Consider the following 12965-nt stretch of genomic DNA (forward strand, 5'->3'; position numbering starts at 1 on the left):
CCAGTAAATAGCGCTTAAATAATCATAAATTTACTGAGTAATTGATGATGGATAAAACAAATATTGGCTGGCTGAATGGTTTTATTGGTGTAGCAATTTTTGCTGGCTCTTTGCCAGCAACACGTATAGCTGTCATGGGATTTAGTCCAGAATTTTTAACCACAGCTCGAGCAGCCATTGCAGGAAGTATTGCTTTAATCTGCCTGTTTATTTTACAGCAATCAAAACCCTCTTTTGTCCAATTTAAATCATTGGTTATTGTCGCTTTAGGTGTGGTGATTGGTTTTCCATTATTTACGGCCTTAGCTTTACAAACAGTTTCTTCTGCACATGCCATTGTCTTTGTTGGTCTATTGCCTTTATCGACTGCAATTTTTGCAGTTTTACGCGGGGGGGAAAAACCTGCTACACAATTTTGGTTATTTGCTTTAATTGGCAGTGCGATTGTGGTTGGATTCATGTTTTATGAAAACCGTAATTTAAGTTTTAGTGTGGGTGATCTCTACATGCTTGCATCAATTGTCGTTTGTGGACTGGGTTATGCCGAAGGTGGAAAGCTTTCAAGAGAATTGGGTGGATGGCAAGTGATTTGTTGGGCTTTAGTAGTTGCATTACCCTTGATGCTCATCTCAAGTCTATATTACTTACCTACAACCTTTGCAAATATCCATTGGCCAGAAACCATTGGTTTAATCTATGTGTCACTGTTTAGTATGTTGATTGGTTTTATTTTTTGGTACAAAGGCTTAGCGTTGGGCGGAATTGCCAAAGTTGGACAAATTCAATTAGTACAACCATTTATTGGTTTAATGCTTTCAGCGGTTCTATTGGGTGAACACGTAAGTTTTGCGATGATTGTTGTTTGTTTTGCAGTTGTGATCTGTGTTACGTTGGCAAAACGATTTGCATAGAAAATGATAAGGTTTAAGCATTTATTAACTATATGTGTATATCGATTTAATTAAATATAAGGGAATAAATGCCTAAGCTTGAACAAAAACAGTCAGTTACTAATATGGTTTATTTTGCTAATTTTATTCAAAATGTGGACGCTTTAAGAAGGAAAAAACATGCTGGATTACCAGCTTTACCAAAAAATAATAAAAACCACTTCAACTGTTCAACCTGCCTCAATGCATGGTTCGATTACAACTGTCGATCAATTGGGGCAACTCAATATAACGACTATACGAGCCATATTCTGAAAAAATTCAAACTGAATTATTTTTCGATACTTATAGTGAATCATTTAAAGAAAACATTTCTAACCATAGCAAAGCGTAATTATAAACTGTGAATAGCAATCGTTTTTTTGGTTAAAATCTATGATTCTAGGTAAATTTTCAGATTTCCCTGTTGTTCGTTTAATTATCGAAATTGGTGAACTAGATATCGCCACTGCTGAAGAATTAGCAATGATTGAACAGCGTATCAAACCACTCTCATGGACTAAAGGGAGCCAATTTTGATTTGGTCTAGTTTTACCCATGTTCGAGATTTTAACGTAACTGGTTTTAAATGGGTTCAATACCCAACCATGATGCCAAATTATGAGTTTTAAACTTACTTAAAGTAAGCCTATTTCTTTAAATAAGTTCTTATATGCCTCTGCCTTCTTATCCAGTGCTAATGGATACGCTCTTGATGAAGAAGGCATCCGATATAAACATATCTCTCGTTCAGCAAATATAGCTTGTGAGGATTGCCCTATCTGTGGCTTTTCAGTTTCTTCAGGCATAGATAACATCAGGGTATCTGTTGCCTTATCTCCAGTGGTCATGATGCTGTTACATTCAGGAATTTGCGCTAAAAGCTGTGATAGGTCTGTGGGGGTTTTAATCTGTAGGAATTTATCTGAGGCATTCCCTTTTAAGCGAATAACTTGATACGCCGTATCAAAAATGGCGATACCTTTTTCGATTAAGAATTCGCGAATGCGTTGTTCTTTAAAATTTTTATTGGGTAAATCTAAAAAGTGGTCTTTATTTTCAAAGAAAATAAGCCCAAAAATCCGCCACATATCATTTTGATAATTCGGATAATAAAAATCCATCTTCCATCTGTTTTGAGGCGGTGGAAAGCTACCAAGCATCAACAGCTTAGCATTTGAAGGAAGAAATGGTTTAAGTGGGTGGGTTTCTATTTCGATATCAGTCATTTATAAATAAGAAATAATCTAAGAATTATACTGTTATCTTAACATTTTTACTTGCTAAGCATGGGTAGTTGTTTCTAATTTTATATTAAAGATTTTAAATCGTAAATTTATCCATTTTCTTTTAATTAACCAACTTAATCGATTGTTGTGCTTATTCAATAAAACCACCCGCAGGTGGTTTAAATACAACTTACACAATAAAAATCAGTAGCCATTCGCGCTTAACTTAACTCTAAAAGGCTCTGTTTGATTTCTCATCATTTCCTTCATCTCAGCTGTGATCTCAACACCCATCTCTTCAAGCATTAACAAACCAAATTCTGAAGTGCTCTCTGCAAAATTTTTGTTATCTATTAACATTTGAGCAAGCTTTACATTTTTAGGAAAATCAGGGAAAAACTCATTAAAGTCTTTTTTATCTTCAATTCCAAAATAGATAAATCTTCTCCATTCATTAGTTTGAATATCGCGTATAAAAATTATGTCAGCTTCAGTCTGCATACTTTTTTTGAATAGTTCATCTTGTGATTGTATAGGCACAACACAAACTTCGCCTACACTTGAAATATAATTTAATTTTGGTTTTAAAAATGTAGAATCTATATTCTTATAAGATCCATCTTTGGCTAAATCTTGCTGTAATTTAATGTCTTTTCTGTACTCAGTATCGCTAATCCATTCACCTGAAGAAAAAGTCTGTCCTTGATGCTTAGGTTTAAGTTTTCGATCATATTCAATCTGGTCATAATAACTGATCACATCATCAAGTGAACCATTTTTTAGTATTTCTATTTCCTTGTCCCCTTGCTTATTAAAAATCTCATAGCTTTTTTCACACTGTAATTTCTCTGCAAATGAGAAACTTGATGCTAAGGTTGTTAAAGTAATAATGAATAATTTTTTCATGAAATACCCTCTTAATATTTTGGGGATAAGATACTCAGATTGAGATCAGAAATAAACCTTACAAAAAATTTATTTAACACAACACATTAGTTGAATTTTTCAGATTAACTACTAAGCCATTATTTTTAAATAAATTTTGACGATATTTTGACAAGAATATTTTTTATCAAATTTCTTTATAGTGAGGACAGTTCTTTATTGCTGCTATTATTAGAGGTTTTAAAAAAATATTAGAAATTTCATATAAAATAAAGTCTTAATCAATATTCTTAGTATTAATAAAAGTCGTTGCCTCAACTCCACCCCATAAAAAATACAAAACTTGGCGATGTGCTGTTTTTAATCGGAAAGTTCAAATAAAATCATTAAACATCTTGAATTTGTAACAGTTTCAAGATATGGTAATAAAAATCATTGCATATCTCGGTAATATATTTGATAGTTAAGGTTCTTTAAGATTTATCTAAATATTAACTGACTTTATACCACCGAAAACTTTTTCTTAACATTAAAAATCAATTCGTTATGAACATTAAACTTTTTACAGCATTATTCTTGATCATTGCCCTGTCTGCTTGCAATAAAGAGCCTGAGCAGCATGCAACTGCGCAAACAGATCGACCAACCCTCACTGCACAATTTGAACAATCAGATGAAATGATTAGTAAATATCTTGATCAACTTGATGATCCAAATACAACATTGGATGATAAGACCAGAATCGTATGTCAAGATTATCCTAAAGAATACAAATCGAATTACATGCCAAATTTACTTAAATTAAATCCAGAGAACTATACTGAAGCTAAATTACTTTCAGACTTAGATATTGCTTTAAACTATTACAAAGAAAAAGAAAATATTCAGTGTAAAGATACAAAATAGTGATGGTCATTTATCAAGTTTTAGCGCTTACAATTTTTTAAAAAATTTAGATTAAATGTTTGTTTTATATAAATAGTTTAAGTGTTTGGTATCTAATAAAAAATAGGGAGCTTAAAAGCTCCCTATTTTTAGTTCTTTTCACGGTAGTATTGATGTTTTCTTTTTGAATGATGTTTCCAGTTTTTTCCACCATAGCAAAAAAAAGGTGGATGTTCATTCGTCCAAGAGCACATTAATGCCCTACCACGTCTGCGTCTTAGTTTAAGAGGATAGGATTTATACTCAATCTCGTGCAAGAAAAAACTACTTTTTTCTTGTTTAACACTGTAGTGGCGATACCAAATATCTTGGCGATTTGGAAAAATTTCATCATCATAATCGCCAGTTAAACCTTTTTTAACAACGCTTACATATTGTTGTTTAAGGTGTTTAAGCTTATCCATATTTCTCTCATTAGGTAGTTAAAACCTAATAGAGAGTTTTCGCGTAATAATTCATATTTTATGTTCTTTTTGAATTTGATTAATTTTATCACATGAATTTGCTAAAAATACACTGTGAAATTTGTTTTGCCCAAATTTGATAAATTTCCTGACTCGGATGAAAACCATCACGTGCCATTTGTAAATTTAAAGTTTTAAAATGGGCTAAATCAAACGAATCAATTGATAATTGATTTTATTTTCGATGAATTGGGCTAACTTCTGATTCATTGCACTCGAATACTGTCCAAACAGCCATCCCAGTGGATTTGGTAATGCTGGAAACAGATTCATTGGGGGAACACCCGTGACTAAAATCATCTTTGGTAAAAACTTAGCTTCAATTTCTGTATAAAGCCCCCTTTGTTGCTGAATCCATTTTTGTGGTGAAATAAGTTTTGTGACATCGTTTACTCCAACCGATGTAATCACAACATCAAACTGCTGATTGTCTAATTGCTTGGTTCTTTGCAAAATTTCTAAGGTGCTATCCCCTGTTTTTGCTTCTAATTGATAAGTGACTTCAAAATTAGAGGTTAATTCATCGAGTAAACACCCCAATAAGGCTTCACGTTGATCTTCAACCCCCACACCTGCGGCAGCAGAGTCACCCAAAATTAAAATAGATAGTGCTTTTCCTTGTCCTATAACACCTTTTCGCAATCCTTGAGGTTCAGCTAATCGGGGTGTATTTTTCTTGACGCGATAACCTTGAAGGATTAATGCGGGAACGAGAACAATGGTAGAGATTTTTAAAAGCATATTTGAGTACCAATCCAACAAAACTATCTCAAAATCAGTCAGAGTCAGATATAGTTTGTCGCAATATTAAAATCATAAAGTTCAATGTCGATTTTACTTAATTGTATGGCCAAGTTGCTATTGGGCTAAATCAACAAAATTTAAGGCAAAAGCAAATATAAATGTACCAATAAACTCAAAAACTAAAACCGCATACTTCCTGCTTTTGCTCATCAAATAGGCATTATAGGTCCCGATTAAAATAATACCAAGATACATTAACTTTTGAATATCATCGATTTGCATCAGGCATTGTTGAATTTCACAGTGCTTTTCAAAAAAGAAAAGATACAAGATACGCGCAAGAAAAACTAAAAAGCTGGTCAGGAAAAAACCCAATACGATAAACATATTAAAATTCTCATTATTTTTTATCCAGTTAGATTTTAAAGCTTTATCTATGCATTGCAATAAAAAAGACCCTTACTGGGTCTTTTAAAACTAAATAAAGCTCAACCGAGTTTATTCACAATTTTTAATGGTAATATTTTCATGGCTAGTCCTATCGGTAACCTAGGCCATTGTGGTACATAAGCTTTAACAGGTTGTTTTTCAATTGCTTTAACCAATAAATAAGAACCTGTTTCAACATCTACCTCAAACGGCAGTTTTTTTGACCCTTCATTAATTTCAGTACGAATATAACCAGGGAAAATCGTAGAAACTTTAATTTTCGTGTCAATTAACTCAGCACGTATCCCCTCCGCTAAAGCAGCTACACCCGCTTTACTTGCGCCATACGCGGTCAAGTGTTTAGGCATACCACGAAGTGCACTCATAGACGAAATCACAACCAGATGACCAAACTTTTGTTCACGGAATATTTCAACAGCAGCTTCACACTGTGCCAATGCAGAAATAAAATTGGTTTCTACAGTTGCACGGTTAATCTCAAATTTGCCATTGCCAATTCGACGACCATCACCAACACCTGCATTGACGATAATACGATCAAGCTTACCAAAGTCTTGCTTAAATGCTCGAAAGACTTGAAAAACTTGCTCATAGTTGGTCACATCTAAAGTTTTGGCAATCACTTTGATGCCATATTTAGACTCCAACTCTTGTTTTAAGCTTTCTAGACGCTCTAAACGACGTGCACAGACTGCTAAGTTATAACCTTTTTGCGCAAATTCTCGTGCCATTCCTGCACCAATTCCAGAACTTGCGCCTGTGATTAAAATGGTTTTTGCCATGACAAATTCCTTAAACTGTTTTTATATTTCTAAAAGTGTGACTTTAAATCCACGTTAATAATTGCGGATCTTCAGCCTTAATAAAATGATGTTCATTCAAACTCAACAATTGAGGTTCATTTCCTACCAGTCGTAATGTGGTTAAACTGGTATTGGCAATTGCCCAATTCAATGCAAAGGTTTTATTGGCACTTAACTCCAAGAGTTTCCCAGCAACAACAGAAATAACACCGCCAGAAGTAAATACGATTGCATAGCGAGGTTTGGTTTTCACCAGCTCATCACATAAATTCTGTAAAGCCGTTTCTACACGGTTTTTAAAATCTGGCCAAGATTCGTCATACTCATGGTGATATTCACCACCAGTCCAACGGTCAATTGCCCCTTCAAAAATTTTTGCCAAGTAGGCGCGTGGGCTTTTTTCTTTGGCAACATCTTGTTGAAGTAGATGAGGTTGATTAAAACGCGGATCATATTGAGCAAAAACTTGTTGATGGTTAAATTCATTCCAATGATGGTCTGTCACAATTTGAGCATCGGAAAAACTTTCAGCCAAAGCAAAACTTGCTGTTTGCTGATGGCGTAACATTGAACCTGCAACCACACAAGGCTCTTCTTTCAAAATTTTATCGAGATATTGCCCCAATAGTTTGGCTTGTAACTCGCCATTGGGTGAAAGCTTGTCATAACTCTCTGCACCAAATGACGCTTGTCCATGACGAACGAGGTAGATTGTGGTCATTTTCCTAAAATTTCCTTAAATTTTTCAAGATATTTCTGTGCAACTTCATTGGCTTCAATTTTTTGTATACCGATGAGCTTTAAGGCACGAATATGTAAGGCATGAATCACAATCCAAAAATCTTTAAAAGCAGGATTATCTGTTTGTTTATGATAGTAACGATAATAAATTTGCTGTGCGATTACAGCTAAACGGAAAATACCAAATACTTCGTAGAATGCCCAATTATCTGGTTTTAATCCGGTTTTTTCTAAATAATATTCAACCACTTCTTTACGGGTAAGCATCCCTTTTAAATGTGTAGGCTGGCGACGGGTTGATTTAAAAATTTGATTGTCTGTATCTTCCACCCAATAGGCCAAAGCAGAACCTAAATCCATGAGAGGATCACCAATGGTTGCCATTTCCCAATCCAATACACCAATCACTTGGGTTGGGTTTTTAGGGTCAAGAATGACATTATCAAAACGCCAATCATTGTGAATCAAACACGTGTTTGAGTCAGCAGGAATATTTTCATTAAGCCATTTACGTACAAATTTAAAACTCGGCACATTGATGGTGTGCGCCTTTTCATAACGTGCATCCCAACCTTCAACCTGACGACGGCAATACCCATCACCTTTTCCAAGTTTTTCTAGTTCGGTGCCTTGATATGGAACTTGATGTAATTCAATCAGCTTGTCCAAGACATTAATACACAATTCATGCACTTGCTGTTGAGTAAAATTCAGTTCAGGGGGCAGTTTGGCACGTGGAATAATCCCTTCAATGCGTTTCATCACATAGAAGTCACAACCGATTACGGATTCATCCTGACACAGCGCGACCATTTCAGGAAGAACTGGGTAGTATGGTGCAAGCCATTTTTGTACATGATATTCACGCGCCATATCATGTGCAGATTTCGCCTTTGTCCCTTTGGGTGGACGACGTAAAATTAAATCAGCATTGTCATATTTTAAACGATAGGTCCAGTTTGAAGCTCCGCCAGAATATTGAGTTACTTCTACATTGCCTGAAATTTCAGATCCATTTTCAATGAGCCAATTTCCGACAGCACGAATGTCCAGCTCCTCTCCTTCACGTATACTTCCACCAATATCAATGACTGACATATTATTTCCCTGAATCTTATGTTTTAAACCATACATCTATAAAGAATGATACTTTTAACTAAAAACTTCATTTGCTCACTACTTTATATATAACACCTCTAACATAAAGCAGTTATTTTTTATCAGCAAATTGTTATTTTTTACGCGAGCCATAACCTCGTTTTTTTAATTCTAATTTTGCAATCATCCCTTTATGCACTTCATCTGGGCCATCCGCTAAACGTAAACTGCGGGCTTGAGCAAAGAATCCTGTTAAAGGTGTATCTCGTGATACGCCCATGCCACCATGAATTTGAATGGCCATATCAACTACTTTTTCAAGAACTGAAGGTGCAACAACTTTAATGGCTGAAATCTCGGTAAGCGCAGCCATAGTCCCTTGAGTATCCATTTTATACGCCGCATACAGGGTTAACAGTCGTGCTTGATCAATCGCAACACGAGCATCTGCCACACGTTCTAAATTTCCACCTAATTTAAGCACTTCTTTACCAAAAGCAGTTCGACTCATTCCTCGATCAATCATTAATTCTAATGCTTTTTCAGCAGCACCAATGCATCGCATACAATGATGAATACGACCCGGACCTAGACGCCCTTGTGCAATTTCAAACCCTTGTCCAGCACCACCAATAAAATTACTTACAGGTACACGAACTTGATTAAAACTAATTTCGCCGTGCCCATGTGGCGCATCATAATCACCAAACACGGGTAACATACGTTCAATGGTCACACCTTGAGTATCCACAGGCACTAAAACCATGGAATGTTGATGATGACGATCTTTGCTTTCATCAGGTGTATGCGCCATAAAGATAATAATTTTCGCATTTGGATCTCCCAAACCTGAAGACCACCATTTACGACCATTCAATACAATTTCATCACCATCTACCACTGCAGTTGCCTGCATATTGGTTGCGTCCGATGAAGCAACTGCTGGTTCAGTCATACAAAATACTGAACGGATTTTTCCTTCTAATAACGGCTTAAGCCATTGTTGTTTTTGTTGATCTGAACCATAACGCCATAGCACTTCCATATTGCCACTATCTGGAGCATTACAATTAAATACTGTGGGTGCGATTAAACTACGGCCTGACAGTTCTGCAATATGGGCATATTCCTGTACAGATAAACCTGCACCCCATACTGGATCTGGTAGAAACATGTTCCAAAGTCCAGCAGCTTTTGCTTTATTTTTCAGGACTTCAAGTTGTGCTGGCCATTGCCATTTTGTCCAATCACCACCTTGATTAAGATGATGGACTTCATTCCAAAAATCAGCTTCTACAGGTTCAATTTCATTTTTAATAAAGGCTTTGGTACGTTCTACAAATTCTTGCGCACGTGCTGAAAGTTCAAACATGCTTATCTTCCTGTAAATATATGGATAAATATTTGAATAGTGTCTCTTTACTTTACCTTAGCTGAAAACCTATTATGAACCAAATGATTTAATTCAATACCTCACTATGAATATGATTCATAATAAAACCAATCTTGATATGTCGATTTTCAATCATATTGATATTAATTTATACCCACTTTTTATCACCATTTATGAGCAAAGAAATATTTCAAAAGCGGCAAAGATTTTATGCATTACTCAGTCTGCTGCGAGTCATGCTTTACAAAGACTTAGGCAGCATTTGCAAGATGATTTATTTGTTCGCGCTGGGAGTAAAATGCTGCCGACACCTTTTGCTGAACAGATTTATCCATCTGTACAAAATGCTTTATTTGCTTTTCAAAATATCTCCAAACAAAAACAACAGTTTGATCCCAGTTCAGTACAAACCTTACGCATTGCAATACATGATGAAATTGAACCGATTATTTTTCCCAAATTGATTCACCATTTCCAAAAATTGAATTTAACCATTCAGTTTCTAAGTACCAAGCTTGACCGCAAGAATGTAATTGCTGATTTAGCTGCTCAACAAGTCGATTTTGTCATTGATCTAGAACAAAATTATGGTGATAAAATTAATTATCAAAATTTGGTTCAAGATCATTTTGTGATTTGTTCTCAGCATACAAATATCAATTCTGAACTGTATTTTGCATCACCTCATATCGGTGTTTCTTCACGCCGTACTGGTTTGCTTTTAGAGGACATATATTTAAATCAAGCGCAATTTCGTCGTCAGATTATTATGCGTTGTCAGCATTATTCAACTGCCCTGCAAGTTTTAGCACAATACCCTGATGCGATGTTAACCATCCCAAAGCAGATACTGGCACATTTACAAGTTGATCAAAGTATCAATATTTTTGAGCATCCTATTGATCTACCTGTATTAAATATGGGAATTTATTGGCACGGTGCGCTAAATGAAAATTCTAGGCATATTTATTTAAGAGAAGAAATTTCTAAAATTTTTGCTTAGGCTATTTTATAAACGATTGGATTTAGCATGCGGTTAAGCCGCACACGTACGATCATCCCTATTTCTAATGATTTTCTTCATTCTAGTAGGTGAAATTAAGCCACTTATCTATTCCATTCGACATTTCATACATTGAATTCAAATTATAAAAATAAGACATAAAATCCACCTTAACCATGATAATATACATTTTATGTCATTTTTTGGATGATGTTGCTATGAGAACTTCGGCGCATAATTTTATGCTTGATGGTGTGGAAGACATGTTGACTCAAATTGGGACGAATATCAAAAAAGCCCGACTTCGACGTAATATGACCATTCATGATTTGGCCAATCGCATTCATGTAGATAACCGAACAATCTCACGTATGGAAAAAGGTGATCCAAGTATCAGCCTAAAAAATGTGATTTCAGTTTTAGTAATCTTTGGCCTTGAACATACCCTAGGCTCACTTGCGAATCCTGAGTTGGATGAAGTTGGCTTAGCACTCGAAAATCGTAATAGTTCAGTACGTGCAAGATTAAAAAAACAGTCTGTGATTAGTGATGATTTCTGATAGGTAAATGAACATGGATGAAGTTAAAGGATGTTATGTTTTCATAGATACAGGCTCCCAGCCAACAATTGCTGCGCACTATTCTTATGAAAAGCCGATTTATCGCTTTCTTTATGGTCAATCATACTTACAACGTGTAGATGCCTTCCCTTTAGATCCACTTAATCTAAGCTTTCAGTCTGATAACAAACCATATGAAACTATTTCTAAAGATGGTTTTGGTGTACTTGCAGATGCAACACCAGACAATTGGGGTAAACGCTTAACCAATGCCTTACACCGTAGAACACCATTAAATCAATTGGAATGGTTACTCGCTTCACAAGGAAATTCAGTCGGCTGTATTGTTGGAAGCTTGTCTAAATCGCATATAAAAAACAATTCAAATATCATCCAATATGCAGAATTAGAAACCTTCATACAAATTACTGAACTTATCGAAAAAAAACGAGATCCGTTTGAGATGAAACTTGAGCAACTCGAATTAAATAAGCTGTTATATAACGGGGCTTCAATGGGCGGAGCCAGACCCAAAACCCTTGTGATGTATAAAAATAAAGAATGGATTGCTAAATTTAATAAAAGTGATGATTTGTTTGATACCTGTAAAGTTGAATATGCTTCGCTGAATATGGCACGAGACATGGGGCTCAATACATGTAATGCCGAACTAACAGAATGTGCGGGCCGCCCTATTCTCTTAGTTGAACGCTTTGATCGAAACTGCCCTGAACGTAAAAAACACTATATAAGTGCCAATAGTTTGCTCAATATTCAGAAAATTCGTATAGGAGATCCTAAAATGTCCTATATGAGTATTGCCAAAGTCTGTAGTCAGATTTGTTTTGATGCTATCAGCAATCAAAAAGAACTCTATAAGCGTATGGTGCTGAATGTCATGATTAGCAATACTGACGATCATTTAAAAAATCATGGTTTTTTAATGTATGACATGAAAAAGCAACATTATGCTTTAAGCCCGCTTTTTGATGTTTTACCTCATGGTATGCCAAGCTCATTTCCAAATGAACATGCTCTGGTTTTAGGCAATGATGGACGGTTTGGAAGCTATGACAATCTTATCAGTCGTAGCAATGCCTTTGGACTAAACCTGGATCAAGCTAGAGATTGTATTAAGGATGTCCGTGATGTTCTCGAAAATAGACAAAAATACCTTTTAGATGCAGGTCTTAAACCCACAGAAATTCGTCAATTAGAACCCTATTTCTATCTAGATATCCTCAAAAACTAAAGTTCAACAATGCCAGCCATTTATACTATGCATCATGAAAATCATTGGCTAGGGTGTGCCGGAGTTTAGTCATCAATCTTTGCCAGAAAATAATCCAAACATGACATAAAATCCAGTTTAAATTAGATAAAGTACTTTTTATGTCATTATAAAAGATAATATCAGATTGCATTCCTATAATTGTGCTTAGGCTATTTTATTATTTTACGATTATTGTCACTGTTGCCTTTACTGCGGTTTATATTTTTATTTCAGTCTATTATCTCAATAGTTAATGAAAAACAAAAAATGAGGAACATAGTTCCTCATTTTTTATTCAGTAAAACCTTAGTAGGCTAATTGAATTAACATTCTAAAAAAACCAGCAATAAGCGCCAATGTTAGAAATCCACCTAGCCATAACACGACAAACCATTGCGTTTGAGATAGTTTCATACTTGCTTACCTCATTTAAACCTTTAAATTTTTA

At 35.2% G+C, this 12965-nt stretch carries 16 protein-coding genes and 1 pseudogene; 7 read left to right on the forward strand and 10 right to left on the reverse strand.

Features of this window, described 5'->3' with window-relative positions; translation table 11 throughout:
- Positions 1–47 precede the first annotated feature (47 nt).
- The 3 genes from AC4CVF_RS07895 to AC4CVF_RS07905 all read left to right on the forward strand — a co-directional run bounded on the left by AC4CVF_RS07895 (position 48) and on the right by AC4CVF_RS07905 (position 1469).
- On the forward strand, positions 48–911 hold the full coding sequence (locus AC4CVF_RS07895) for a DMT family transporter (RefSeq protein WP_419328920.1): 864 nt from the start codon (positions 48–50) through the stop codon (positions 909–911).
- 159 nt (positions 912–1070) lie between these two features.
- A complete protein-coding gene (locus AC4CVF_RS07900) occupies positions 1071–1205 on the forward strand; it encodes a hypothetical protein (RefSeq protein ID WP_419328882.1) in 135 nt (44 codons plus the stop codon).
- 120 nt (positions 1206–1325) lie between these two features.
- Complete coding sequence (locus tag AC4CVF_RS07905; protein ID WP_483769928.1) at positions 1326–1469, forward strand: hypothetical protein; 144 nt, start codon at positions 1326–1328, stop codon at positions 1467–1469.
- Between the two features lie 98 nt (positions 1470–1567).
- Here AC4CVF_RS07905 and AC4CVF_RS07910 read toward each other — a convergent pair whose 3' ends face one another.
- Together AC4CVF_RS07910 and AC4CVF_RS07915 are read right to left on the reverse strand one after the other, a co-directional pair.
- The gene (locus AC4CVF_RS07910; RefSeq protein WP_483769929.1) at positions 1568–2158 is read right to left on the reverse strand and encodes a uracil-DNA glycosylase family protein; all 591 of its coding nucleotides are present in this window, start codon (positions 2156–2158) and stop codon (positions 1568–1570) included.
- A 204-nt stretch (positions 2159–2362) separates the two neighbouring features.
- On the reverse strand, positions 2363–3064 hold the full coding sequence (locus AC4CVF_RS07915; protein ID WP_490789182.1) for a hypothetical protein: 702 nt from the start codon (positions 3062–3064) through the stop codon (positions 2363–2365).
- Between the two features lie 525 nt (positions 3065–3589).
- Here AC4CVF_RS07915 and AC4CVF_RS07920 point away from each other — a divergent pair.
- On the forward strand, positions 3590–3949 hold the full coding sequence (locus tag AC4CVF_RS07920; protein ID WP_244015931.1) for a hypothetical protein: 360 nt from the start codon (positions 3590–3592) through the stop codon (positions 3947–3949).
- A gap of 128 nt (positions 3950–4077) precedes the next feature.
- On the opposite strand, the gene AC4CVF_RS07925 is transcribed toward AC4CVF_RS07920, so the two are convergent.
- The 7 genes and pseudogenes from AC4CVF_RS07925 to AC4CVF_RS07955 form a co-directional block, all read right to left on the reverse strand.
- Complete coding sequence (locus AC4CVF_RS07925) at positions 4078–4392, reverse strand: hypothetical protein (protein ID WP_419820444.1); 315 nt, start codon at positions 4390–4392, stop codon at positions 4078–4080.
- Between the two features lie 88 nt (positions 4393–4480).
- Positions 4481–5193 (reverse strand): annotated as a pseudogene (locus AC4CVF_RS07930) (SGNH/GDSL hydrolase family protein).
- A gap of 117 nt (positions 5194–5310) precedes the next feature.
- On the reverse strand, positions 5311–5583 hold the full coding sequence (locus AC4CVF_RS07935; RefSeq protein ID WP_315079264.1) for a hypothetical protein: 273 nt from the start codon (positions 5581–5583) through the stop codon (positions 5311–5313).
- A 101-nt stretch (positions 5584–5684) separates the two neighbouring features.
- Entirely contained in the window at positions 5685–6428 is a 744-nt protein-coding gene (locus AC4CVF_RS07940) for an SDR family oxidoreductase (protein WP_490789183.1), read from the reverse strand.
- Between the two features lie 43 nt (positions 6429–6471).
- On the reverse strand, positions 6472–7170 hold the full coding sequence (locus tag AC4CVF_RS07945; protein WP_419820445.1) for a histidine phosphatase family protein: 699 nt from the start codon (positions 7168–7170) through the stop codon (positions 6472–6474).
- Positions 7167–8288 carry a phosphotransferase family protein gene (locus AC4CVF_RS07950; protein WP_419328873.1) on the reverse strand — a complete coding sequence of 374 codons (1122 nt, stop codon included), beginning with the start codon at positions 8286–8288 and terminating at the stop codon, positions 7167–7169. Before AC4CVF_RS07950 ends, AC4CVF_RS07945 begins: the two co-directional genes overlap by 4 nt.
- A gap of 133 nt (positions 8289–8421) precedes the next feature.
- A complete protein-coding gene (locus AC4CVF_RS07955) occupies positions 8422–9660 on the reverse strand; it encodes an acyl-CoA dehydrogenase family protein (protein WP_419820446.1) in 1239 nt (412 codons plus the stop codon).
- 106 nt (positions 9661–9766) lie between these two features.
- Between AC4CVF_RS07955 and AC4CVF_RS07960 the strand changes: the two genes are divergently transcribed.
- The 3 genes from AC4CVF_RS07960 to AC4CVF_RS07970 all read left to right on the forward strand — a co-directional run bounded on the left by AC4CVF_RS07960 (position 9767) and on the right by AC4CVF_RS07970 (position 12496).
- The gene (locus AC4CVF_RS07960; protein WP_490789184.1) at positions 9767–10684 is read left to right on the forward strand and encodes a LysR family transcriptional regulator; all 918 of its coding nucleotides are present in this window, start codon (positions 9767–9769) and stop codon (positions 10682–10684) included.
- A gap of 218 nt (positions 10685–10902) precedes the next feature.
- On the forward strand, positions 10903–11244 hold the full coding sequence (locus tag AC4CVF_RS07965; RefSeq protein ID WP_419329127.1) for a helix-turn-helix transcriptional regulator: 342 nt from the start codon (positions 10903–10905) through the stop codon (positions 11242–11244).
- 13 nt (positions 11245–11257) lie between these two features.
- On the forward strand, positions 11258–12496 hold the full coding sequence (locus AC4CVF_RS07970) for a type II toxin-antitoxin system HipA family toxin (RefSeq protein WP_419360436.1): 1239 nt from the start codon (positions 11258–11260) through the stop codon (positions 12494–12496).
- 327 nt (positions 12497–12823) lie between these two features.
- Here AC4CVF_RS07970 and AC4CVF_RS07975 read toward each other — a convergent pair whose 3' ends face one another.
- Positions 12824–12931, reverse strand: coding sequence for a hypothetical protein (locus tag AC4CVF_RS07975; protein ID WP_004720571.1), 108 nt, complete (start codon positions 12929–12931; stop codon positions 12824–12826).
- Positions 12932–12965: the final 34 nt, after the last annotated feature.

Source organism: Acinetobacter sp. LipI_19, assembly GCF_058242925.1.